This is a genomic window from Chryseobacterium gotjawalense (assembly GCF_030012525.1).
GTDB lineage: Bacteria > Bacteroidota > Bacteroidia > Flavobacteriales > Weeksellaceae > Kaistella > Kaistella gotjawalense.
Genome location: NZ_CP124855.1, coordinates 1,217,644 through 1,243,350 on the forward strand (window position 1 = coordinate 1,217,644; position 25,707 = coordinate 1,243,350).

General features: G+C 36.2%; 20 protein-coding genes. 7 read left to right on the top strand and 13 right to left on the bottom strand.

Features of this window, described 5'->3' with window-relative positions; all coding sequences use genetic code 11:
• Positions 1 to 17 precede the first annotated feature (17 nt).
• The gene (locus QGN23_RS05545; RefSeq protein ID WP_282906007.1) at positions 18 to 650 is read right to left on the bottom strand and encodes an NAD(P)H-dependent oxidoreductase; all 633 of its coding nucleotides are present in this window, start codon (positions 648 to 650) and stop codon (positions 18 to 20) included.
• Between the two features lie 187 nt (positions 651 to 837).
• On the opposite strand from QGN23_RS05545, the gene QGN23_RS05550 reads away from it, so the two are divergent.
• Positions 838 to 2,259, top strand: a complete 1,422-nt coding sequence (locus QGN23_RS05550) for a T9SS type A sorting domain-containing protein (RefSeq protein WP_282906008.1) — start codon at positions 838 to 840, stop codon at positions 2,257 to 2,259.
• A gap of 115 nt (positions 2,260 to 2,374) precedes the next feature.
• Here the strand turns inward: QGN23_RS05550 and fsa are convergent, their stop codons facing one another.
• Both fsa and QGN23_RS05560 read right to left on the bottom strand, forming a co-directional pair.
• Positions 2,375 to 3,028, bottom strand: coding sequence for a fructose-6-phosphate aldolase (fsa, locus tag QGN23_RS05555; protein ID WP_133438441.1), 654 nt, complete (start codon positions 3,026 to 3,028; stop codon positions 2,375 to 2,377).
• A gap of 198 nt (positions 3,029 to 3,226) precedes the next feature.
• Entirely contained in the window at positions 3,227 to 6,772 is a 3,546-nt protein-coding gene (locus QGN23_RS05560; protein WP_282906009.1) for a T9SS type B sorting domain-containing protein, read from the bottom strand.
• Positions 6,773 to 6,899: 127 nt separating this feature from the next.
• On the opposite strand from QGN23_RS05560, the gene QGN23_RS05565 reads away from it, so the two are divergent.
• On the top strand, positions 6,900 to 8,588 hold the full coding sequence (locus tag QGN23_RS05565) for an APC family permease (protein ID WP_133438443.1): 1,689 nt from the start codon (positions 6,900 to 6,902) through the stop codon (positions 8,586 to 8,588).
• 4 nt (positions 8,589 to 8,592) lie between these two features.
• On the top strand, positions 8,593 to 8,904 hold the full coding sequence (locus QGN23_RS05570) for a DUF962 domain-containing protein (RefSeq protein WP_282906010.1): 312 nt from the start codon (positions 8,593 to 8,595) through the stop codon (positions 8,902 to 8,904).
• A gap of 86 nt (positions 8,905 to 8,990) precedes the next feature.
• On the opposite strand, the gene glgP is transcribed toward QGN23_RS05570, so the two are convergent.
• Both glgP and QGN23_RS05580 read right to left on the bottom strand, forming a co-directional pair.
• Complete coding sequence (gene glgP / locus QGN23_RS05575; RefSeq protein ID WP_282906011.1) at positions 8,991 to 10,649, bottom strand: alpha-glucan family phosphorylase; 1,659 nt, start codon at positions 10,647 to 10,649, stop codon at positions 8,991 to 8,993.
• Positions 10,650 to 10,741: 92 nt separating this feature from the next.
• Positions 10,742 to 11,578 (bottom strand): DUF3667 domain-containing protein, encoded by an 837-nt coding sequence (locus QGN23_RS05580; RefSeq protein WP_282906012.1) that lies wholly within the window; start codon positions 11,576 to 11,578, stop codon positions 10,742 to 10,744.
• A 227-nt stretch (positions 11,579 to 11,805) separates the two neighbouring features.
• Here QGN23_RS05580 and QGN23_RS05585 point away from each other — a divergent pair, with 227 nt between their 5' ends.
• The 3 genes from QGN23_RS05585 (at position 11,806) to QGN23_RS05595 (ending at position 13,900) form a co-directional block, all read left to right on the top strand.
• Positions 11,806 to 12,396, top strand: coding sequence for a DUF1572 family protein (locus tag QGN23_RS05585; protein ID WP_133438447.1), 591 nt, complete (start codon positions 11,806 to 11,808; stop codon positions 12,394 to 12,396).
• Positions 12,397 to 12,492: 96 nt separating this feature from the next.
• The gene (locus tag QGN23_RS05590; RefSeq protein WP_133438448.1) at positions 12,493 to 13,074 is read left to right on the top strand and encodes a cupin domain-containing protein; all 582 of its coding nucleotides are present in this window, start codon (positions 12,493 to 12,495) and stop codon (positions 13,072 to 13,074) included.
• 169 nt (positions 13,075 to 13,243) lie between these two features.
• The gene (locus QGN23_RS05595) at positions 13,244 to 13,900 is read left to right on the top strand and encodes a DUF2461 domain-containing protein (protein WP_133438449.1); all 657 of its coding nucleotides are present in this window, start codon (positions 13,244 to 13,246) and stop codon (positions 13,898 to 13,900) included.
• Here the strand turns inward: QGN23_RS05595 and QGN23_RS05600 are convergent.
• Both QGN23_RS05600 and QGN23_RS05605 read right to left on the bottom strand, forming a co-directional pair.
• Entirely contained in the window at positions 13,897 to 14,421 is a 525-nt protein-coding gene (locus QGN23_RS05600; protein WP_133438450.1) for a TlpA family protein disulfide reductase, read from the bottom strand. The two genes, QGN23_RS05595 and QGN23_RS05600, sit on opposite strands and share 4 nt — an antisense overlap.
• A 2-nt stretch (positions 14,422 to 14,423) precedes the next feature.
• Entirely contained in the window at positions 14,424 to 16,049 is a 1,626-nt protein-coding gene (locus QGN23_RS05605) for an alpha-amylase family glycosyl hydrolase (RefSeq protein ID WP_282906013.1), read from the bottom strand.
• 289 nt (positions 16,050 to 16,338) lie between these two features.
• On the opposite strand from QGN23_RS05605, the gene QGN23_RS05610 reads away from it, so the two are divergent.
• Entirely contained in the window at positions 16,339 to 17,817 is a 1,479-nt protein-coding gene (locus QGN23_RS05610) for a lipopolysaccharide biosynthesis protein (protein WP_282906014.1), read from the top strand.
• 4 nt (positions 17,818 to 17,821) lie between these two features.
• Here the strand turns inward: QGN23_RS05610 and QGN23_RS05615 are convergent, their stop codons facing one another.
• From QGN23_RS05615 to polA, 6 genes are all read right to left on the bottom strand, one after another.
• Positions 17,822 to 18,880, bottom strand: a complete 1,059-nt coding sequence (locus QGN23_RS05615) for a hypothetical protein (protein ID WP_282906015.1) — start codon at positions 18,878 to 18,880, stop codon at positions 17,822 to 17,824.
• 18 nt (positions 18,881 to 18,898) lie between these two features.
• Positions 18,899 to 20,593 (bottom strand): amidohydrolase, encoded by a 1,695-nt coding sequence (locus QGN23_RS05620; RefSeq protein ID WP_282906016.1) that lies wholly within the window; start codon positions 20,591 to 20,593, stop codon positions 18,899 to 18,901.
• Positions 20,594 to 20,599: 6 nt separating this feature from the next.
• A complete protein-coding gene (locus QGN23_RS05625; RefSeq protein ID WP_282906017.1) occupies positions 20,600 to 21,478 on the bottom strand; it encodes a glycosyltransferase family 2 protein in 879 nt (292 codons plus the stop codon).
• 93 nt (positions 21,479 to 21,571) lie between these two features.
• Positions 21,572 to 22,036, bottom strand: coding sequence for a transposase (locus QGN23_RS05630; RefSeq protein WP_282906018.1), 465 nt, complete (start codon positions 22,034 to 22,036; stop codon positions 21,572 to 21,574).
• 193 nt (positions 22,037 to 22,229) lie between these two features.
• Positions 22,230 to 22,493 carry a YciI family protein gene (locus tag QGN23_RS05635; protein WP_133438456.1) on the bottom strand — a complete coding sequence of 88 codons (264 nt, stop codon included), beginning with the start codon at positions 22,491 to 22,493 and terminating at the stop codon, positions 22,230 to 22,232.
• A 100-nt stretch (positions 22,494 to 22,593) separates the two neighbouring features.
• Positions 22,594 to 25,425 carry a DNA polymerase I gene (gene polA, locus QGN23_RS05640; RefSeq protein ID WP_282906019.1) on the bottom strand — a complete coding sequence of 944 codons (2,832 nt, stop codon included), beginning with the start codon at positions 25,423 to 25,425 and terminating at the stop codon, positions 22,594 to 22,596.
• Between the last annotated feature and the right edge of the window lie 282 nt (positions 25,426 to 25,707).

Below are 25,707 nucleotides of genomic sequence, written 5' to 3' on the forward strand. Positions count from 1 at the left end.
AGGTTTAATTAAATAACTTATTTTTGAATGATAAATTCCTCCATCGGAATTCTCACTTTTTTCATGTGAGAAAGATAATCTTTTTCGATGTCTCTATAGCCTAAATATAAAAGACTGACACTTTTTAAACCCAGTTCTTTCAAACCTAAAATTTCATCTACAACCTCATTGCTGAAACCTTCGGCTGGTGTGCTGTCAATCTTTAATTCTGCAGCTTGAGCCATCGCTAAACCAAGAGCAATATATGTTTGACGAGCGGTATGAGAAAAATTTTCATCCGCAGTTTGAGCGTTATAAATTTCTTTCAGTTTATCGGTATAACTGCCGAATCTTCCTCTTGGTAATTCTCTCACATCGGTGTGGTAATCGTAAACTTTATCGATTTTTTCATCAGAATAACGGTCCCAAGCAGCAAAAACAAGAACGTGCGAAGAATCTCTCATCACTTCAGGATTCAGCGCGCCCTGAACCATTTTTTCTTTCAGTTCCTGATTTTCTACCACAATCACCCGGAAAGGCTGTAATCCCGATGAAGTTGGCGCCAGTCTGGCCGCTTCTAATATTTTATTTAAATCTTGCTCAGATACTTTTTTTGCAGGATCGTAAGCTTTTACGGCATGTCTCCATTTTAAATCTTCCAGTAATGACATATTTTGTATTTTAAATGATTATGTATTTTCGAACTGCAAATATAGCAAACAATTATATTGTGTGCAATTTAATTACGATTAAATTCTTACTGTGAATTTCCGCTGTCTTTCATGGTTTTCTTAAATAGGGTTATTTCGCCCTTTTTAGATTAATTAAATTTTCTAAATTTGCATACACACAAATGCTATGAAAAAATTTACCTTTTTTCTGATTACCCTATGCGGTATTCAGATATTTCCGCAGATTACTATCACAAAGGATAGTTCATTCGGAAACAACGGCGTCTTCACTGCCAACTTCCATTCCAACCAAAACGTTCTCAACAGTAATGTTCTGGTTTTGCCCAATAATGCGATGCTGTACATTATTAATACCGCGAACAGGAATTATATCCTCAAGCTGCATCCGAACGGGACTTTAGATTCAGATTTTGCTGACAATGGCAGGTTGGAATTCGGAGAAAATAATTTTCTCAATGCTGTTTTACAAGGCAATAAAATAATCGTTTATCTGGGACCAAAACCGCTTGATTATAATACTTACGGAGATTCGAAAATCTTGAGATACCATCTCAACGGAACGCTGGACAGCACTTTTGGGAACAACGGCGTTATCAATGAAGTTACGGAAAGTACAAATCCACAATCACTGAGCGTTTTGGTTCTTGAGGATCAAAGTTTAGTGGTGACCAATTCCAACAGTATTTATCCGAAAAAATTTACAGTTGATGGCCGGCTGGATACTGGGTTTGGAAGTAATGGCGAAATAATTTATAATTATTACTTTCCGCTTGGCCAGTCCTCGACCGGAAAAATTGCCACGTGTGATGTGAGTTCTCTTTCTTCCTCGGTGTATTCATTTTATAACCTCAATGCTCTGACTGCTAACACTGTCTTGAATTTAAATGAGAAAGAATGCCACCAATACAATGGTTTTCCGTTGCAGAACAAAACCAATACCTCTACAAGAATGACCAGCAGTGGAATGGTGTATTCCGTTTTTCAATATCAGAATTATCCGCTTCCGGATTTCAGCAGACTGGTGGTGATCAGGAATGAGCAGTTAGATCCTGATTTTAATGCAAAAGGGTTTGTGACTTCTGAGAACTATGAGCAATTTTTAGATTCGGGTTTTGCTGATAATGTATTTTTCATATTAAATCAGAAAGGAAATGAAAAAGCGCTCAAGGCCTATTCTCAAAGCGGAACTTCTTTAAAAATTAACAGCCAGAGAGATTATAATCTTCTTTCGGGTCACGAAATTGAGATCAAAGACAATTATATCTTAGTGAATTCTATACTTCCCGATGATCAGCAAAATCTGGTCCGGGTGAAAATAGAAAAATTTTTAATCTCAAAAGAACAGCTTTCGACTTCTAATAATACACTTAAAAAGATAGAAGTAGAAAATCCCATCAAAGATTTTTTAAATATTACAAATGCCGAAAACGCTGAAAGTTTTGAGATTTACAATGTGGAAGGAAGAAAGATTTTAGCTTCCCGAAATTTTAAAAACATCAATACTGCAAATCTTCCAAAAGGAAATTACATCATAAAAATGAGTATGAAAAACGGAGAAATATTTTCAAAAAAACTCATTAAGAATTAAAACCGTTCTTTTAATTATAATTTTAAACTTAATATTTAAAATTCATTTCAAAATTTTATCAAACAAAAAACCGCCTGAAAAATTCGGACGGTTTACTCTTTTAAATAAAAATATTTTATCCCATTTTTTTAGCATCAGCAACAAACTGCGCTAAACCTTTATCGGTCAATGGATGATTTAATAAATTAAGAATCGAATCTAATGGCGAAGTGATCACATCGGCACCGATTTTTGCACAGTTGATGATATGCATTGGCGACCGAATCGACGCTGCAAGAATTTCTGTATCAAACATATAGTTATCGAAAATAATTCTGATTTCTTCGATCAGGTTCATGCCGTCTACTGAAATATCATCTAATCTTCCGAGGAAAGGAGAAACGTAATTCGCTCCAGCTTTTGCTGCCAATAAAGCTTGACCGGCCGAGAAAATCAAAGTACAGTTGGTTTTAATTCCTTTGTTGGAGAAATATTTCAACGCTTTAATACCGTCTTTAATCATTGGAATTTTCACCACGATATTTGGGTGAATTGCTGCTAATTCATCTCCTTCCTTAATCATTTCTTCATAAGTGGTACTCAGAACTTCGGCAGAGATATCTCCGTCAACAATTTCGCAAATGGTTTTGTAATGGTTCAAAATTGCGTCTTTCCCACTGATTCCTTCTTTGGCCATCAGTGATGGATTGGTGGTAACTCCATCTAAAATCCCTAAATCCTGTGCTTCTTTAATTTGCTCCAGATTAGCAGTGTCGATAAAAAATTTCATATTACTTTTTGTTTTCGCAAAGGTAAGATTTTCGGGTGCAACAGGAAAATGATTTTGATCTTAAATCGGGGTAAAAATTGGTAAACCGTAAAAATAATCTGAGTTATCTGGCGCAAAAGTTATTGCAGGAATTTCAATTTACTCTTCTTCAGTAACACAGAATCAATTCTGCAGTTTTTACATTTAAATTTTCCACGTTTAATTTCTATTTTTCATCAGAATCCAACCTTGGCGCTGCTCAGCTTTTTGTGTGACTGCATCATACCACGAAATGACGTACCAGTAAGTAGAAGTTGGTAACGTTCTTCCGTTCGCTTTTCCGTCCCATTCCGTTTTAGTGGGATTGGTGGATTCAAAAACTTTCGTTCCGTTTCGGTCAACGATCAGAATCGATACCTCCTGCATTTTCGCTAGATTTTCGATTTTCCAGACGTCATTGATACCATCGGCATTGGGCGTAAACGTATTATTGATTTTTATAAAGTAAACCGTTTTTGGCGGACCTAAGCAGCCTGCCGCCGATTTAACCTGAATTACATAAGAGGATGCCGCAGGATTCTGCAAAATATTTGAACTTTGAGCAACTCCGTTAAAATAGTATTGATAAGGCTTTGCACCTCCTTCCGCAATAACTTCGATCGAATTATTGGTTTGGTTGACAACCTGAATTTTGGGTTGATTTTCATCGGAAATCGTGAAGTTGTGAGTGTAAGAACAGCCATTAGCGTTTGTTAATACAACGGAATAATTTCCAGTTTTTGAAAAGTTGACCGTTCTTGTGGTTTCACCTGTGCTCCATTTATACATCACATTTTCAGAACCGGCATCTACGAGAATAGTTTCGCCAAAACAAATCATGTATTTGTTTAAAAGCGACATCGATTTTGTGGGCGTATTGACTTTTAAATTAATTTTCGCAGTAGACGGACAGAAACCAGCAACCGTAATTCGAACATAAACTGTCTGCGCGAAAGGCGTTTCGTTGGTATAACCCGAACTGATATTCTGAGTGAACCCGGAATCTTTAAAATACTCAAAAGTGGCGGAAGAATTTGTAAATTCAGCTTTTTTTGAATCTAAATTAAAAGCGGTTTTCCCGTCAAAATCGATATCGCAAAGAATATAATCTGCTTCGGACTGCATCAGGACAGAACTTCCGCCCTTAACAAAAGTAACGGTTTGGTGATCAGAAACACAGCCGGTCGCATTATCTTTAATAAAAAAGTCAACGCTTTTCGGCAACACTGAAAGATTAAAACTGGCAGGAAGCGGACTGCCTGAAAGATCCGTAAAAGTATAATTTACTGGATTACTGATTGCTTTATTTTTAAAATCCTGCAAGGAATAGGTTGTTTCGGCACAAAGTAAAATCGAAGAAGTTATTGCAACAGGTTTTAGATTATATGATAAGCTGAAAGAAACCGAATCGCTGCAAGTCGTATTATAAATCACTTTAATATAAGGATTTGGCCCATAAACCGATTCATCATAAGCTGTAATTTGGCTACCCACGAGTAGATCTCCATTGGGTGCGTGGTATTCTAAAGTTACAGTGATGGGCGCTGCTACAGTTACTAGGTCACTTACGTTTTGTTTTAAATTAAATATTGTATTTCCCTGACAATTACTTTTAGGAATTGAAGTAAGGAGTAAAGTGGGTTTTGCATAAACCAAAAGGCTAGCCGAAGGATGATCAGGCGAAACACAACCTGTGACATTATCTACCACACGAACGTAAACAGTCTTCGATCCTACTGCGCTATCATTCAGAAATAAATCATTGTCATAAATTGCACCATTTAAAGTGTTATGATAAGTAACCGTAACGTTTCCAGAATTAATTTCAGGTTTTAAAGAATTTAAATTAAAAGGAGAAAAAGAGCTTGAGCATTGCGGCGCAAGTTGTGTTGTAGGAGCATTTGCAATAACTTTCGCATCTTCAGTGAAAATAAGGGTAGAAATAGTGTTACAAGATCCTGTACTTACATTTTTAGGAACTATTTTCACCCAAACTTTTGGAAATTGTCTGGGATTAATAATTGAGTTTATTGAATAGTTGATTCCATCACTAGAATATTGATAATCAAACACAGAAAAATTAGAACCTGCCAGATCCTGCAAATATTGGGAAATATCTACGGAAGTTTCACCAAAACAAAATCTTTTTGTTAAATTATTAGCAGCCACTGGTAATGAATCGAACCGAAGATCAAAATTTCTCAAAACTGTACAATCAGAAACTGGATCATTAGCATAAATTCCAACTGTTCTTGTTGTATTTGCATATATAATAAAATTCGTAGGATCTGCAACTGGAGTTACCCCATCAATGAACTGTAAGGTATAATTAGAACCTGGAGGATAGTAATCATATAAATTAATTATTTTAGATGTCGCTCCCGTATTGTCACAATATTTGAGAGAAACATTATTTGGGTTAAAAGGCGGAATCGTAGAATTTAAATTAACGGGAACAGAATCAGAATCTACGGAACATATAGGCAAAGTTTTCCGGGTAGCCCGTACAAAATAACTTCCATTTTGTGTTGCATAATAAGAATTTCCTGTACCGAGAGCTGTTGCATTTCCGACGCGATACCATTCAAAATTTAAATCGGGATCATTCGGAACCGTCATCGAAACGCCACTCACACAGGCAGCTCCAGCGTTATAAGAAATCATAGGTTTTGCAATTTTCTTAAATATCACCTGATCAGAAACCATCGCGCCAACCTGCGCTCCCGAAGGATCGTGATACGTAACTTCAACTTTCAGAATATCGCCATCATTAGGAGAGAAATTGAGTAAAGTATTGGTAGTTTCTCCCAATAAAGTTGCGTTTTGAAACCATTTAAAAACTGGGGTTAAATTTTGATTCGGGGTGAAAAGCCAAGCTTTACCTTCACTTTTCCACGGCCCGTTATTATAATTTTCTCCTGAAATACTGTGTGTAGGAACTTTAAATTTAATCGCATCATCATTTTGTATCCCAAGGATTGCATTATACGTAATTTCCGATTTATTATTGACATAAATTACTATTCTTCCGTCCTCCAGGAGCAAAATATAACTGTAATATCCTGTACTCGAAATACCGCCTGTTCCGTTGGTTCTAATCTGATTCTGAAAAGAGACCATCAGCCCATTTACTCCGCCCACTACTACATTTTTGTATAAATAAACAACGGAACCATTCGCAGATTTAGGAACCAAATCGGTATAACCAAAAAATATCTGTGCCAGATTTAACTCTTGGGCTCTATTAGCTTTGAAAATCTTATTATAGTCTGCAGAAGGTAAGGCAGCGAAAGAATTGTAACCTGTAACCCCACTGAAGGTGCGATCTGTGTAAACCGCTGTATTTTTGAGATTTTCTAATTCGGGATCATCTGTAAAAACCAATCGGCCATTGCTACCCATGACCACTTTGGAATACGTTTTTCCATAAAAACTAAAATTAAATCCGATCGGAAATGCTTCACTGAATTTATCTGCACCGGAAGAAGGAAAATTTATTGGTAGCGATCCTGTAGAAAGCCCAAAATCAGTAGGTAACGCGCTGCTCATCACATAATCCCCTGTAGAACTCGCAACCGCATCCACTTTAAAATTAAATTTTTCGCCGGCACAAAAATATTGTTCGTTCTGGTAGATTTCGCTCGTGGCCGGATTATAGAGCTGAACAGACTGTCCATATCCGAGCGCGAGTAAAAAGGTAAAGACTAGAAAATAAAACTTCTTCATCAAATCAATTTTTGCCAAAAATACGTTATTTATTAAAACACAATATTCACCTATTTTCGTATAAAAGTGTTGAAAAATTATGTTTTTTAAAATTTTCTGTTACATTTGTGTAAATTAAATTTTTAAGATGAACCAACTTTTCAGAAGAAAACAATACAGTGCAAGTGATAAACCCTCAGGTTTGGTGCGCGTTTTAGGCGTTTGGGATATTGTTTTTTTCGGTATTGCTGCCATTATTGGTGCCGGAAGCTTCAGTTCTTTGGGGGAAGCCGTATTTCGTGGCGGTCCCGGCGTCATTGTTTTATATATTATTTGTGGCTTTGCCTGCGGTTTTACAGCCCTTTGTTACGCGGAATTCGCAAGTAGAATTCCCACCGCAGGATCCGCCTATACTTATGCTTATGCAAGTTTCGGCGAACTCATTGCCTGGATTATAGGTTGGGCTTTGATCATGGAATATTCGTTCGGAAACATTTATGTCGCATTCTCCTGGTCCGATTATTTCACCAGTTTTATGGGCAGGATCGGTGTTTTTATTCCCGAATATTTAACCTGTAGTTATCCTGAAGCACATAAAGCGTTTTTGAAAGGTTCCCAAAATTTAGAATTAATTAATGCCTGGAAAAATGCTCCCTTAATCGGAAATTTAAAAATAATTTTTGATGCTCCCGCACTGGTCATCAATGGATTAATCACCTGGCTCGTGTATGTTGGGATCAAAGAATCAAAAAACTTCAACAACATTTTTGTCATTTTAAAATTATTCATCATCCTTCTGGTTATTGCAGTCGGAATCGGATATATGAATACCGATAACTGGTTTCCAAAAAGTATAATCACGGGTGAACATTCATTTATGCCGAATGGTTTTGCCGGAGTAATGAGTGCGGTTTCCGGAGTATTCTTTGCTTATATCGGCTTTGATGCCTTAAGTGTCCTGTCCGAAGAAACCAAAGATCCACAGAAAAATCTCCCGCGGGGAATGATTATTTCGTTGATTTTATGTACCATAATTTATATTATTTTAACCTTGGTTCTTACCGGAATGGTTGATTATAGAAAATTTGATGGTATCGGGGATCCACTGGCTTTCATTTTCGAAAAGACAAATGCCAATGTCGCCTGGATGGAATTCGTAGTTTCTCTGGGAGCAATCGTCGCCATCACCACCGTATTACTTGTTTTTCAGATGGGACAGCCAAGAATTTGGTATGCCATGAGTCGAGATGGTTTGATGCCAAAAAAATTCATGGAAATTCATCCGAAACACAAAACTCCTTCTTTCGCGACAATTATTACCGGAATCGTGGTCGGAATCCCTATTTTATTTACAGACAAGTCCTTCATCCTGGACTTTACAAGCATTGGAACCATTTTCGCTTTCGTACTCGTTTGCGGTGGCGTGTTGTTACTGCCTTCAAAGAAAAAAATACCCGGCAGATTTCACATGCCCTATATCAATTCTAAAATTATATTCCCCATCATATTCCTGGGAGGATTAACGTTTTTCTACTTTTGGCAGCCTTCATTTTTTCATACGATTATGGATTGGAAAGATCCGAATGAAAGTGAATTTAGAATCTCGATGTTCTTCTTCCTGATCATCAATTTGGGACTTTGTGTTTTAGCTTTTGTGAAAAACCTATCACTTATCCCATTAATGGGTTTAAGTTCATGTCTGTATTTGCTAACCGGAATGACGCATAACAATTGGTTCTGGTTTCTGGTCTGGTTCGCCATTGGCCTTATAATCTATTTCTCATATGGTTACAGAAACAGCAAATTACAAAAAGAATTAAATGGCGATTTAGATTAAAATTATGGAGAACAGAATTAAAAATTTCAAGGACTTTTACGACTTTTATCTCACGGAGCATTCCAATAAATGGACGAGGATTTTCCATTTCGTGGGAACACTTTTAATATTTGTGGTTATTTTTTATGTTATCCGATCGGGAAAAGAAAGATTTCTGTGGTATATTCCTATATTTGGATATGGATTTGCCTGGTTCAGCCACGCGGTATTCGAAAAGAACAAACCGGCCACCTTCAGATATCCTTTGTGGAGTTTGATAGCTGATTTCAAAATGTTCTTTGATCTGATAATGGGCAAGCAGAAGTTCAGACCTTAATTTTTTTTTCTAAAATAATTCTACAATAATTCATAAAAAAATCCGGAAACATTGCTGCTTCCGGATTTCTTTTTATTTTAACAAGTTTATTTAATGTAAATCTGCTTATAATATTCATCGGCCATTCGGTCAGAATTAAAGGCAATTTTAACATCATCCATTGCGGTTTGCTGCACTTTTCTCCACTCCGCCGGCCGGTCGTAATACATGGGAATAATTTCGTTTTCTAAAATTTCGTATAATTTCCCGAGGTCGTAATTATCCTGATCGTAAACGCTCATATTTTCGTAATCTGCTTTTGGAACTACAAAAGAGTTCTCGCCATGTTTTGCAAACTCAGGAATCCAGCCATCATCGGTGGACAGGTTTACGGAGCCGTTCATCGCAGCGCTCATTCCAGAGGTTCCGGATGCTTCCCTCGGTACGCGCGGATTATTTAACCAAAGATCCGATCCCTGCTTCATCGATTTACTCAATGCTAATTCATAACCGGTAAGCACCGCCATGTTTTTGTAATTCTTGCTCTCTTCTACTAAACCATTAAAAGTAGAAATCGCTGAATAATCCATTGGGTAAGGCTTTCCTGCCCAAATAATCTGTACCGGATATTTCGGATTATTTAATAATTTTTCAAACCGTTCTTTATCGTGAAGTAATAAATCCGCTCTTTTATAACCGGCGAATCTTCGGGCCCAAACAATGGTGAATACATTTGAATCAAATAAATTTCCAGTTTGATCTGCCACAATTTTGAATAATCTTTTCTTTAAATGTTTCTTCCTGAAATCAAACATCGTCGAATCATCTTCATCTTTCGACTGATATAAAGGTTTATCTGCCCAGTATTTATATTCCTGCGCATTGGTAATCGCTTTGATTTCGCAAATTTTAGAATATTTGCTCCACATTGCCCGCGACACTACGCCGTGCAACTGGGAAACTCCATTGGCAATTCTCGCCATGCGCAGCGCACAGAGAGAATGGTTAAAACGGTCATCTTCAACACCTTCAATCGTTTTCACTTCGTCAATCGATAATCCCGAAAAATACGACATATCATGGCACATAAAAATATTGTGCTTCTCGTTTCCGGCTTCTTCAGGCGTATGGGTGGTAAATACCAGTTTCTCTTTCACTTTTTCCAAATCGCCGCCGAATTTTTTCAACAGATAAAATGCTGCCGGGAGACCGTGCGCTTCATTCAAATGATAAACATCCCGTTCGAAATTCATCATGTCCAACAACTTTGCTCCCCCTTTTCCCAACAGAATATACTGCGCGAGTTTGGTCGATTCATTGGCATCATACAAGCGGTGACAGATGGTTTTTGAAACATGGTCATTTTCAGGAACATCCGTGGAAAGAAAAAACATCGGAGCTGTATGGAAAATTTCAGGTGCCAAATAATACACTTTTACCCAAACAGGAGCAGAATGAATTTCGATCTGATACATGATTCCCGTATCCTGCAAAAACGAATACATTTTCCGGGTCCAGGTTGGCTGCAAGGTCTGGTCATGATTTCTGGCCTGATCGTAATAACCGAACTTCCATAAAATACCGATTCCTACGATATCCTGCTTCAAATTATAAGCGCTTTTCATATGAGAACCGGCTAAAAACCCAAGGCCTCCGGAATATATTTTTAACGCCTGATCAATGGCAAATTCCATTGAAAAGTAAGCCACTTTTTGTGCGTAATCGGGGTTGATGCTGTACGGCATCGAAAAGTTTTTAAAGTCCATCTTAATATTTTAAAAAAGTCGATTACAAATGTATTGATTAAAACTTTTAAATATTAAAAATATCCTTGCATTTTTTGAATAGCTGTTACTTATCACAGTTTATTCATTATTTTAGGAATAATATTATCATAGCCATACAGCAAAATTCCTACTGCGGTGATCAATAAAATCGCAAATATGATGTAGATTACTGAAAATAAATAACTGAGAAACAGAGACCAACATGCCCGTAAAAAAACATACCATTTCCCGCGGCTGTTAAAAAGCTGAATAAGTGAAAAAGTAACAAAAGCCCAACAAAGCACGAAAAACAGAAAATTAAAATTCCCTGCAAAATGACTGAGAAAAATAAACGGAACATAAAAAGTTAGGCACTGTCCAGCAAGAAAAAGAAGGATAACCAGCCATTCAGGATAATTATACCGATACTTTCTGAAACCCAAAAAGAAAGCGAGCGCCGCAATGGGAAGCATCAGCAAAATGGTAAAAGCCAGATGTCCGCCCAGCCACTCGAAAATATGCTCAAAATAAGCGATAAGACCTTTAAAATCAATATAGTTGGCGATTTCTGTTTTTGATAAATTTGTCGTCAGTGTATGATCACTTTTTGCTTCCGTTTTATGTTTCAAAAAAAACTGAATCAGCGCGCAGACCGAACCCATTACCAAAACAAAAAGCAGCGGCGGAAAGTGCTGTTTTCGCCTGCCATCGAGATATTCGCGCAACATGTGGCCGGGTCTTGTAAAAAGTTCCTTTATGGTGAAAACAATTCCGCTGTGTACATGCAAAATACCGTGCTGAACTTCATGCAGAAGAAAGTGAAAATTAATCCGGTGCGTATCACTTTTTTGGCCACACGCGTGACAGTATTTTTGATTCAAAAGCAAATGTTGACTGCAATTTTTGCAACGGTTCTCAAGGCCAATCATGATTTTGTTTTTATCAAAATTACAACTTTCAGGCAAAATAAATAATATTTTAAAGAGAAAATCAACTGTAGCAAGAAAGACTTTTCAAGCTGGTAATTATCTAGATATCAAAATATTAAATTTATAAAAAAATAATATTCTGAAACGCATTTTATAAAAAAAGCATCTCCTGTCTTTTACTTTTCACTAAATTTGATCGTTCCAATTTTTATTAAAAAAGATTTAAAATGAAAGAGCTTTTCATCAAACGTTTTCAATATTATAAAGAACTTGCCGAAAAAACTTTCGATCAGGTTTCTGAGGAACAGCTGTTTTGGAAATACAATGAAGAAAGTAATTCTATCGCCACTTTAGCAAAACACCTTTCGGGAAATATGCTTTCGCGCTGGACTGATTTCCGTACCGAAGACGGCGAAAAACCGAACCGCAACCGCGACGCCGAATTTGAAAATGACATTAATTCCAAAGCAGAAATGCTGACGGTCTGGGAAAAAGGATGGACTGTTTTTTTCGGTGCTTTGAACCAGATTAAAGAAGAAAACTGGAATGATACCATCCTCATCCGTGGTGAACAACTCAGCATTCTGGATGCCGTTCTACGACAGTTCGCCCATCATCCTTACCACATCGGGCAAATCGTTTATCTCGGAAAAATGTTGACAAACACAAACTGGAAAACCCTGTCCATCGCAAAAAATGAGTCTGAAAAATTTAATTCAGAAAAATTAAAAAGTCTTGATTCACCGGAAATTCAGGAAAATTCTTCACCGGTTTGTTTCGCAAAAAGCGATGAAATTCGGGACGATTATAAGATCTGAAAACGCTGACATAAATCACTTGTGATAAAAGTCAGCACCTTTTTATAAAACATTCCAGAAGGTTGTGACTAATTTTACACCATCAAACTAAAACACATGAAAACAAATGGTGGAATACATAATCTGGAGCAGGTTTTACTGGATTTAAAAACCAAGAAACATTTAAGTTTCGACGATGTCTGCGACTTGTTGTTTACGTTTCAGTTCAAAGATTTCGACGAATTATTTCAAATTTCTCCTTTAGAAGTTCCGAACGAAACCCTGATGCGAATTCCGGTTTATCATGATGAATTTGTGGCTTCGCTAAAGATCTGGGGAATTAATAATTATTCTGCAATCCGAGACCATTCCAATTACGACGCAAAAATCAAAGTTTTAAAAGGAAGCTTAACCGAAGCCAGTTATCGTGAAAATTCAAACTTTATCGAATATGACTCGAAAACAACTGCCAGAGTTGGTGATGTTTTGGTAGAAGAACAAACCGACATCAATTCTATCATTAATAATTCGGAAGGCATTTCGGTGAGTCTTCATATTTACAGAACTCCGAAATTATGGGTGGAAGGCGTCAGAATTTTTGACACTGAAAACCGAAAAATCGCCTACCTCTCCAGTGAAGCGAAATCCTGCTCCTGGAATTTACCGCAAAATCATTACAAAAAAATCATTCAAATATAACATACTAAATTTCATTTCAAATTAAATTTCATTCATTAGAAAATCACAACTTGTTGTGGTTTTTTTGTTCAATTCATTTTATTGTTGAAAAGGAATAATCTTTAAATTTGTGATATCCTTAATTGCAAAAAAAATTCCGGTTAATCTGACCGTTTCAAAAAAAACTAAAATGATAAAAAACGAAACTTTAAGCTTTCTAAAAACTCTCGAAAGAAACAATAACCGCGTCTGGTTTAATGAAAACAAAGATCAATACGAAAAAGCGAAAGACGATGTGTTATCTTTTGTTGAAACTTTAATTCAGGAAATTGCTGAATTTGATGAAGAAATTTTGAAAATTGATCCTAAAAAATCTCTGTTTCGAATTTATCGTGACACGCGTTTTTCTAAAGATAAAACTCCGTATAAAACGCATTTCGGCGTAAGTTTAGGGATGGGAAAAGGCAGTAAAATTTCGGGATATTACCTGCATATCGAACCGGGCAAATCTTTTCTGGCTGGCGGAGTTTATAATCCGGAACCTGCGATTTTAAAAGAAATCCGAAAGGAAATTTCGGCCAGTGGTGACGATTTTTTAAAGATTTTAGAACAGAACGATTTCCGGAATAATTTCCGTGGATTAAGTGTAGAAAGCAAATTAAAAAGAGTTCCCACCGGTTTTGAAAAGAACCATCCGATGGCAGAATATCTGAAACTGAAAAGTTTTACCGTTAGCCATCCGGTTTCTGACGATTCACTTTTTGCCCGGGAGGCAGCCAAAAATTTCGCGGAAATTTTCCGGAGTATTCAACCGCTGAATAATTTCCTGGAATTGCCTTTCCATTAAAAAGACTTCTGTTTTAAAGAATCAATCGTTGTCTGAATATCCTGATCGTTCGGATGAATGGAGTAATACTTGGCAATTTTACCGGTTTGATCAATGATCATAAATCGTGGCACCCAATTCAAATCGATGTAATTATTGAAATTGTTTTTCCAACCTTCGTCAAACCAATAATTTTCCTGGGAGGTAATTTCATATTTATCCAATCCTCTTTTCCACTGTTCGTGGGAACGGTCCAGCGAAAAATACACAAAGTCTATTTCGGGATTTTTTTCTTTTAACTCTTTTGTAGCAGGCAGTGCGAGGATACAGTCGCGACACCAACTCGCCCAGAAATCAATAATTAAGATTCGGCCTTCGTGTTTTTTCAAAACATCTGAGATGGAAATTTTCTTTCCTTCCAGAGCGGTTATTTTTTGGTTTAAAGCCTCTTCTGAAAATTCGGTTTTGTTAATTTCGGGAACTTTTTGTGCAAAAAATATCGTTGAAATTAATAATAGAAATAGTTGAATTAGTTTTTTCATTTTTAAATTTTTTCAAATAAAACGATGGAATAATGAGTATTAATTGTTGCTTTTCCGTTTTGAACAGTAATGATTTCCCCCGAATAAGCATCCCGAAGACGAATGCCATCATCAAAAATTCCCGATACCGAAATTTCTTTAATTCCAGAATTCAAGTCTAAACCGATTAACACTTTATCATCATTATAACTTCTCGTGAACCAGTATGGCGAAGAGGAAATCATTTGGTGAACGCCCGCTCCTACTGAAGGATGATCCGCTCTGAATTTCCCTAATTTCTGATAATGTTCCAATAGTTTTTGAGTAGCTAAATTATTTTTTGAATCATTCCAGTTCATGTTCGAACGGAGATTTGCATCGCCTTCTGCACCAGCGACCGCTAATATTCTGGCCGTTTCATCTCCGTAATAAACCTGTGAAATTCCAGGTGCTAATAATAATTTTGTTCCTGCCTCATAAGTTCTTTTCCTTTCCTTGTCAAAGGGTGAACCGTCATCATGAGAAGTTAAATAATTCATAACTGTCTTTCCATTTAAATCAGAATGCAATAATTTTGAATAATTAGAAAAGAGTTCTTCATAAGGTTTGTTTGCATCTCCTTTAAAATCAAAATTGATGAGCGACTTAAAACCGTTTTGATAATAATTTACTTTTTTATCACCGAAATCGTAATTTTGTTTTTGAGAGATTCCATAGCCATACACTTCACCAACGGTAAAAAACAGATTGTTATCAAGTACTTTTGAAGGATTATTTCTTTTATAAATATCAAAAGCTTCCTGACAAACTTTCTGGAAATCTTTCCAAACATCTTCGTTGGTGTGTTTTACGGTATCAACGCGATAACCGTCAATTCCGTATTCCTGAACATAATCTGCCAGCCATTTCATAATGTAATATTTCGGTGCCCGCGGATAACCTGTTCTCCCAAAAAAGGCGTCAAGGGATTTCATTTCAGATTCATATTTTCCTTCTCTTTTCCATTTATCCACTAACATTTGCGGCAGTTCAGCAGGTTCATCTGATTCTGTTAAAACGTCTGGAAGATTAGCCACCAAAGTACATTCTGTTGTATTTTTAAAATTATTATAAGTACAAGTGGGCGAAGTTCTCACCCAGGAATCTGGATATACTTCATCGACATCAGTCACCGGACCGGTGTGATTAATAACTGCATCTAAGACAATTCGAATTCCCTTTTTATGGGCTTTCTCTACCAATTCTCTAAGGTCATTTTTGGTTCCGAAGTTCGGATCGAGTTCCGTCCAGTCTTTTGTCCAGTACCCATGAAAACCATAAGTGTTTCCTGTTCCTTCATTTGTTGCGCCGTGAATTTGTTCTACAACAGGGGTAATCCATATCGCATTAATTCCCAAATCAGAAAAGTAATTATCATCAATTTTTTGAATGACTCCTCTTAAATCGCCACCTTCAAATCCACGAAGAACGGCAGCTTTTTCCTTTCTTTCATAATTTATATCATTGGAAGGGTCTCCATTTTTAAAACGATCAGTCAAAAGAAAATAAACATTGGCACCTTCCCAAACAAATGGTTTTTCTTGAATATTTTTAACGGAATTACAGGAGGTCACTAAACTAAAAACGAGGAGAATAAGAACTTTTTTCATAATATTTTAGGCAGAAACTTTTAGTCTGTCCAGATTTAATTTTGGTCAGATCAGAATATTGTTAAATTTAATACAAAATCCCGTCAACTTAAAATCATTTCACATCCGCTTGCGAATTTAACATTTATTTAACATATTTTACTATCTTTGTTTTCTTGAATTTGAAAACAACATTGATGATTTAGAAATTTACTAACTAATTCTATTTAAAAAACCAATTTACCGTTAATAATATGGTGCGAAATTTCACTTTCAAAGAAAATTTAAATTCCTCAAAAACCACTAAACTATGAGTATAGTTGCTCGCCAAGGTTTTAAATATTCCTTAATCGGATATTTTGGTTTTTTACTGGGAACCATTTCTGCGATTTTCATTTTCCCGTATGACATGGAGTTTTACGGAAAGTTGCGCTACATAATGCCAACCGCCGAAATGCTTTTGCCCATCGTCGTTTTTGGACTTTCTTTTTCTACGGTTAAGTTTTTTCATCAGACCCAAAAAGAGGGCAAACATCAAAATTTACTTTCCCTTTCCTTTGCCGGGGTTCTGTTGAATTTCGTCATTTTTTCGCTATTATTTTTCGCTTTTTTTCTCTTGTTTCCTCAATTCCAAACTTTGCAACTGTGGAAAATGAAACTTCTGATTCTCCCGCTTATTCTGATAATGGCTTTATCTGCTGTTTTTAATAAGTATCTCACCAACTTCAAGCGAATTGTTGTTCCAAATATTTTCGAAAATCTCTTTCCAAAAATCGCCAATTTGGGAGCTTTCTGTTTGTTTTTCTTTTTAGGAGTTTCCGAAAAAGGTTCGTATGGATTTTTCATAGGCATGTTTATTTTATCGTTGGTAGGCTATTTTTTTTATGCCAATAAACTGGAAAAAATACAGCCTGATTTCAATACAGGTTATATAAAAAAAGACAACCTTTGGAAAGAAATCCTGAATTATAGTTTCTACGGGTTTTTAGGAAATATCGGAAATTATATTGCTTTCCGGGTTGATAATTTCATGATCGGAGAATTCCTCAATTTTGAAGAAAATGGAGTTTATAGTATTATTTTATCAATTCTCTCTTTTATCCTCATTCCCCAAATGGGACTGTTCAATATCTCGGCTCCGATTATCAATAAAACCATTGCTGAAGGCGAATTCGAAGAACTCGACCGTTTTCACAAAAAAACTTCATTAACCCTGTTTTTTCTGGGTGCCGTATTATTTTCGTGTATTTTGGTGGGATTCCCTTATCTGAGTAATTTTATAAAAAATGGCGAACAGTTACTACAAGCCGAACCTGTGGTCTGGATTTTAGGATTCGCCATGCTTTTCGATTTGGCTACCGGCTTCAACGGACATATTATTTCGCTGTCAAAACATTACCGGTTCAATATTGTAGTAATGCTGTTTTTAGCCATTACTACGATCACCTTGAACTATCTTTTTCTCACGCAAACCGAATTTGGAATTATCGGAATTGCGATCGCAACAGCGATTTCGCTTACCTTATTTAATATGATTAAAATTTATTTTAATTACGTGAAATTTAAAGTTTTCCCGCTGACCATAGAGATGATGTACGTTTTTATTATCTGTACTTTAGCAATTACTTTAGCAATCATGTTTCCGGTAACAAAAAGCAATCTGATCAACCTTCTGTACAAACCTGCATTTGTTTTAATCGTAATTTTCGGCGCCAATCACGTAATGAAGATCTTCCCAATCGAAGATTATCTGAATAAGAAATTTTTTAAAAGTATCTTTAAATTTTAAAAAATTAGAGTAAAGATTTCAAGATTTCTTCGAGTTCCTCAGCGATTATATGTTCACCAAATTCCTTTTGAAAATCGTAAGAATTTTCTGAATTAAAGTCGAAAATTTCCTGTCCTGAATTTGCCTTTTCATTAATGATAAACTCAAAATCCGACGGATAATTTTCGGGAAAGAAAGCCACTTTTCCATATTTAATGGCATCGCCGACATTACCGCTCATTTTAGTTTTTCCGTAGATTTCTTTGTTGCTGAAGAATTCGGTTTCACTTTGAATGGGACACCACAAAACATTGGCTTTATTCATCCATTCATCAAAAACAGGTTGAGGAACTTTTTCGGTAAAATACTGAATTGAAATATTTGGGGATTTTTCTTTGTCAAAATCTTTTAACCACAGCAGTTCTTTCCCCTCTGCTTTTCCGAGAAAAATAACTTGCACAGACTTTGCAGAATGAGATTCGGTACGGTTAAAATTCTTGAGATCAGCAAACACTTTTTTATAATCTCTTCGTGCCTGAGAAACCGCGCCGGGAATGACAACCGTATAAATTCCTCCATTGTTCACCTCTTTAAATTGATTAAAGAAAACAGGAAAATATTTAAGATTTTGCTGCAGTAAACTTTTTTCTAAAACCAGAAGGTTTTTTACTTTTCTAAAGACTTTCGGTGCACAAAGCAAATCTTCTTTTAACCAGAGTTTCAAACGGTATTTAAAGTCTTTTTTAAAGATATTTTTGAAAAGTTGAAAACGGGAAATCTTCGTAAAATTCAGATTATGAACAATAACCGAAGTATTGAATTTCCCGGCAATTTCATTAAATAAATTAAAATACCGATGCGCCGTTCCAATGATTACCAGATCATATTGTTTCTTATTTAACTGGTTTAAAAGTTCGGTATTTTCACTTAAATGAATATTGAAATGAGGTTTCCCGATTTGTTTAATGATTCTTTCAGAAAAAAAATAATCCACCTCAAACGCTTTAGATTCTTTCATTAATTCCATGAAATTTCCCGCAATTTCTGCGTGGGTATCGAGCTCTATGTAGGCGATTTTTTTCAAGGTTAAGGGTATTCGGAATTATTTAGAAAAGGAAATTCCATAAGTTCTTCCTGACAACTTTTGGGCTAAATCATCATAATATTCTTTATTATAAAAGACTCTTTTTCCGCCACTGTAAGTTTCCAGAACTTTAGATTCCAAAATCCTGCTTTCCTCCACCTGCATTAAATCCTGGTTTAAAACTACAAAATCCGCAGATTTCCCAACTTCCAAACTTCCGATCTCATTTTCCTGAAACGCAGCTTTTGCCGCCCAGATGGTCATTCCACGAATTGCCTGTTCTCTGGTCAACGCATTTTCTTTCTGAAATCCGTTTGCAGGAAAATTCTGTGAATCTTTTCTCGCCACGGCAGAATGAAAAGTTTTTAAGGGATTTATTTCTTCCACCGGAAAATCGGTTCCCAACGGAAGCCAGCCATTCTGTTTCAATAAATCTTCATAAGCATACGCATATTTCAAACGGTCTTTTCCTAAACGGTCTTCCGCCCAATACATATCGGAAGTCGCATGAGTAGGCTGTACTGAAGGAATAACCGAATATTTTCCAAACAAACCAAAATCGTTTTTATTAACAATTTGGGCATGTTCAATTCTCCATCTTCGGTCGTTTTTCACACCCAAAACTTCACCATAAATCTGAAGAATCGTTCGGTTAGCAGAATCTCCAATCGAGTGGGTACACATTTGAAGATCACTGTTTTTTAATTTCTTGGCTAAATTTTCGAAATGGGTTCTTTCACTTAATAGAAAACCTCTCCAGCCTTTTTTATCCGAATAATCGTGAATTAAATTAGCGCCCCGTGAACCTAATGCTCCATCGGAATAGACTTTAAAACCGCCAACAGTAATGTTTTTATTGGTATATCTACCTTTCTTAATCCAGCGGTCATAGTAATCAGGATTATCTTCCATCAAAGCAAAAATTTTCATCTGCAAAGCATTCTGTGCCTGTGCTTTTTCTAAAAGACCTAAGGTTTTTTCGGAAATTCCGCAATCATGAAGCGAGGTCAAACCGTAAGAAAAACATTCTTTCTGTAAATCTGCAAAATACTGAATGGCCTCTTTATCTTCAATTTCCGGGATGTGTTTTTCTACCAATAACATGGCGTTATCGACTAAAATCCCCGTCAGTTTTCCGTTTTTAACTTCAATTTCGCCGCCCAAAATTTTTGAATCTTTCGTCACTCCGGCAATATCCAACGCTTTTTGATTCGCAACCGCCGCGTGACCATCGATTCGTTTCAAATAAACCGGTCGGTTTGGAAACAGTTGATCGAGCTTTTCTTTGTTCGGAAATTCTTTAACTGCCCAATCATTCTGATCCCAACTTCTGCCGTATAACCATTCTTTCGGAGCAGTTTTTGCGTAATCTGAAATTTTTGCTACAATCTCATCCCAGGATTTGGTACCCCACAATTCACATTTCCATTTGTCGGTGGCAAAACCGGTAAAATGGCAATGCGCATCGATTAATCCAGGGAAAACAGCTTTCCCTTGAAGATTCTGAACGTTTTTAGATTTGTAATTTTTCAGAATATCCGCAGATTTTCCCACCGCAACAATTTTCCCATTAGAAATCGCCATCGATTCTGCGGTATCAAAATTTTGATTGACCGTGTAGATTTTCGCATTGGTGATGATGAGATCAGCATTTTTTTGGGCAATTGAAAAAATCGAAAAACACGCCGTTAAAAGGGAAATTATTTTTTTCATATTTGTTTATTTTTTAGTGAATACCTGTTTCCAGCGTAATTTTCTTATAAATTTGATTTCATCTTTTGATAATTCCCGTTTTCCTTTTTGTTTAAAAAAAGATTTCATCGTCGTTAAAAACTCTCCCAATGATCTGTTTTTCAATGATGATTTTGCCGATGAAATCAGAATCAAAGGCAGATTCAACCCAATATTATAAAAATACTCACCGAGTTTTTCGGCTTTCTGATTCTTATACTGAAAAGCGGTCGGACGTAAATGCTTGACCCACAAGTCTTTTATAGTGATCGTTTCCCAACCGTTTTTTCTGGCCAACATCACATCGATATTATCCCAGCCCAAAACCGGGCGCAAACCCTTCATATCCTGAAAGCATTGTTTCCTATAGGATTTTATCGGGCCGCGAACATGATTTTTGGAGGATAAATTTTCGAATTTCCATTGGTGCTTTTCATCTTTAAAATCGAATGCCAACGCCATTTCAAAAATAGATTTCGGTATTTTAACGATCCCCGATACCATTCCTGCTTTAGGCTGCGTTTCGTAGATCTGATTAACTTTCATTAAATAATTGGGCGGAAAAATAATATCTGCATCGAATTTACAGATGACATCAAAATCATTTAAAACAACGGTTTCTAAACCTTTATTAAAAGTCCGGACTACTTTCGCGCCAGGTTGATGCGCTGATTCCTGTAAATTCAGAATTTTAAATTTAGGATGGTTAAGAATAAATCCGTCAACAACCTGCTGGGTTTTGTCCGTAGAACCATCATTGACTACAATGCAGGAAAAATCCTGAAAAGTCTGTTGTTGCAGAGATTTCAGGGTGAATAGAATATTATTCTCTTCGTTGTGTGTGGGAATGATGATCAGGAATTTCATTTAATATTTATTTCAAGATTCCATAGGAATCTTATCTCTGTAGATTTAGGTTTGCAGTTTAAAATAGCGGTCCAGAGGAATGCCATCTACTGGTTATTCAAAAAATTCAAATAGATATTCATTTTTAAACTCTATTTCAAACTTTTTCAAAAAACCGATATATTCATGTTTAAAACTTTGTTTTTGATGATGTTCTTTTTGATTTAAAACATATTTGATCACATTTTCTTTTTGGCTTTTCGAATAGGAAAAAGCACCATATCCCTCCTGCCATGAAAAATGAGTTTTTAAATATTTCTTTTCGTTAATAAAATTAGTTGATTCAACCTTAACCACTTTTACCAGATCTGGAATTGAAATTTGAAGATTTCTGTAGCAAAAGAAAATATGAATGTGATCCGGATTTGCGTAAATGGCTAAAACGCTTTGTTTCTTATGATTAAAAATTCCGCAGATATATTTTTCTACCTCATCTCTTATTTCTTCTGAAATTTTATTTTCCCGAAATTTCACAGCAAAAAACCGTTGAATGTAAATCTGTGTGTAGGTATTTGCCATTTTTAAAATATCAATTTAAATAAGATATAACATTATTTCTATCTTTTTTAGATGGCGTTCCTACGGAACGCAGAATTTTGACTTCATATTTTACTACAGAGATTAAACTCCGCTGGAGTTTTTTAAATCTTTGTAAAAATGATATCATTTACAAATTTTGATGATTTTTATACAAACTCAGGAATTTCATAATCTACATTTCGTCGTTCCATTCTTTGATGGTAACTTTTGCGATCAATCCTTCCAAAACAAAAGGATCTCTTTTCACAAACTCTTCGGCAACGGCTTTATCGATAAAAATCGCCATCGCGCCTTCTCCGGGAACAGCAAACGCACCGGTTCCCAAAACTTTTCCGGCTTTTATAAATTCATCTTCTACCACTTGATGTTTGGGAAAAACTTCCATGAATTTTTCCATTGGCGCATCTGCGTGTTCGTAAAATACTACTGCTTTCATAATTTTTACATTTAAAATTAATTGAACTTCTTATTCCACTGATTTACCAAACGACTGCTTAAATTAAATCCTTCTGTTTTTATGCATTAAAAATTCAAATCTAATGCGCTTCTAACCAGTTATCTCCTACTCCAACTTCCACCAATAAAGGAACGGTGGTTTCGTAAGCGGATTCCATTTCTTTTTTAATTAAAGCGGTTACGGTTTCCAGTTCTTCTTCCGGTGCTTCAAAAACGAGTTCATCATGAACCTGCAAAAGCATTTTCGTTTTTAAATTCTGTTCGGTAAGTTGTTCATCAATTCTGATCATTGCCAGTTTAATAACGTCAGCTGCACTTCCCTGAATTGGTGCATTTACGGCGTTTCTTTCAGCGTGCGCTTTTACGACAAAATTGGCAGAATTGATATCCTTGAGATGTCTTTTGCGATGTAAAATAGTTTCAACATAACCCATTTCCTGCGCTTTCACCACTTGATCAGCCATGTATTTTTTCAACTTTGGATAGGTTTCAAAATAAGACTCAATCATTTCTTTCGCTTCCTTTCTGGAAAGACCGGTTTGTTCCGCTAATCCGAAAGCTCCTTGACCATAAAGAATACCGAAATTAACGGTTTTCGCCTGTGAACGCTGGGTTTTCGTAACTTCTTCCAAAGGAACTCCAAATAATTTTGAAGCCGTGGAAGCGTGAATATCTTCGCCACTTTGAAAGGCTTTAATCATATTTTCTTCTTCCGAAATTACGGCAATTAAGCGCAGTTCAATTTGAGAATAATCCGCTGCAATCAATTTATTTCCCGGATTGGCGACAAAAGCTCCCCGGATTTGTTGACCACGTAAAGTCCGGATCGGAATATTCTGCAGGTTTGGATTTACACTTGCTAAACGTCCTGTTGCTGCGGTAGTTTGCGAGAAATTGGTATGAACACGATGGTCTTTTTTATCGATTTGAAGCGGTAAAGCATCGACGTAAGTAGATTTTAATTTTTGATAAGTCCGGTATTCTAAAATGTGTTTAATGATTTCGTGCTTCGATGATAGTTTTTGTAAAATATCTTCGGAAGTTGCATACTGACCGGATTTCGTTTTCTTGGCTTTGGGATCGAGCTGCATTTTTTCAAATAAAACTTCTCCCAACTGTTTCGGTGAATTCATATTAAATTCTTCCCCCGAAAGTTCAAAAATCGTTTTCTCTAGATTGCGCAAATCATTTTCTAAATCGATACTTTCCTGCGCCAACCATTTTTTATCGAGGGCAATTCCTTCTAATTCCATCTTGGCCAGAACTTTCATTAAAGGCATTTCTACCTTAAAAAATAAATCTTCAAGATTTTCTTTCTGAAGTTGCGGCGCAAAAACGCCGTACAACCGCCAACTGATGTCGGCATCTTCGGCGGCGTATTTTGTCTGTTCTTCGATGGTAAGTGACCGGAACGTTGCCTGATTTTTTCCTTTTTTACCAATTAAAGATTCAATTGAAATCGGTTTATAATTAAGGTACATTTCCGAAAGATACTCCAAAACATGCCGACCGTCTGGACTGAGTAAATAATGCGCAATCATCGTGTCGAAGAGCAATCCTTCAACAGAGATGCCATATCTTTTTAAAACTTTGTAATCAAATTTTATGTTGTGACCGATTTTTAAAATCTCCTGTTTCTCAAAAAACGGGCGGAAGATTTCTAAGGTTTCTACAACTTCATCCCGATTTTCTGATAACGGAATATAATACGCCAATCCATTTTTGTAGGAAAAACTCATTCCGATCAATTCGGCTTCCATTTCATCTGAAGAAGTGGTTTCTATATGGAACGAAACCGCTTTTTTAGCCAATAAATTTTGAACTAAAATATGCTGCGCTTTTGGAGAATCGATGTATTGATAAAGATGATCGTTATCGAAAACAGTTTCTTTGGTGGTTGTTGCCTGGTCCAATTCTTCGAAGTTTGCAAACAAATCCAATTGCATGGATTGGTCTGAACCCTTTACAGGTTGAGGATTTGAAAGTGATGGTTTAATGTTAGATTTTGCACTTTCATTTGTGGGAGCAAAAGCACGGTATAGGTTTTCGTACAAACGCCGAAATTCTATTTCATCAAAAACCTCTTTTACCTTTTCAAAATCGGGCATATCCAGATCATATTGTTCCTGATGAAAGTCAATCGGCACATCACAAATAATGGTTGCCAATTTTTTGGAAAGTATTCCCCGTTCGGCTGAATTCTCCACTTTTTCTTTTATTTTCCCTTTTAAATCTGCCGTGTTGGCTAAAAGGTTTTCGATGCTGCCGTATTCTTTCAGAAATTTCTTGGCCGTTTTTTCGCCGACTCCTTCCAAGCCGGGAATATTATCGACCGCGTCGCCCATCATTGCTAGAAAATCGATGACCTGTTTGGGATCTTCGATTTCATATTTCGTTTTAACTTCTTCAATGCCCAAAATCTCAAATTCAGCCCCTTTTAATCCTGGCTTATAAATTTTGACATTTTCAGTGACCAATTGGGCAAAATCTTTATCGGGCGTTACCATAAAAATCTGATAACCTTCTTTTTCGGCTTTGCAGGCAATCGTTCCGATAACGTCGTCGGCTTCATAACCTTCCAGACCCAAAATCGGCACATGCATTGCCTCTAAAATACGGTGAATATAAGGAATTGCTAATTTTATCGCTTCGGGAGTTTCGCTTCTGTGGGCTTTATAATCCGCAAAATCAGCGGTTCTCACACTGGCTTGGCCGACATCGAAAACCACTGCGAGATGGGTTGGTTTTTCTCTGCGAATCAATTCGATTAAAGAGTTGGTAAAACCAAAAATTGCGGAAGTATCAATACCGGTACTTGTTACCCGCGGGCTTCTGATTAAAGCATAATATCCACGGAAAATCATCGCAAATGCATCGATGAGGAAGAGACGTTTATCGTTATTTTCTGACATAGAAGCAAAGATATAAAAAAGATAGGAGTGGCCGAAGAAATGAGAATGATTCAAACATGAATTGCACTAATAATTTCCGCAATTCCACCATTTTAAAATTTAAGAATGTGCTAAGGAAAATTATCCATTAAGACTTCGGTTAAGAAATTAAGTTCATTAAGATTTACTGCGAACTTGGAGGGATTGAAAGAATGATTCAAACATGAATTACAATAATAGTTTCCGCAATTTCACTATTTGAAAATTTAAGAATGTGCTAAGGAAAATTAACCATTATGATTT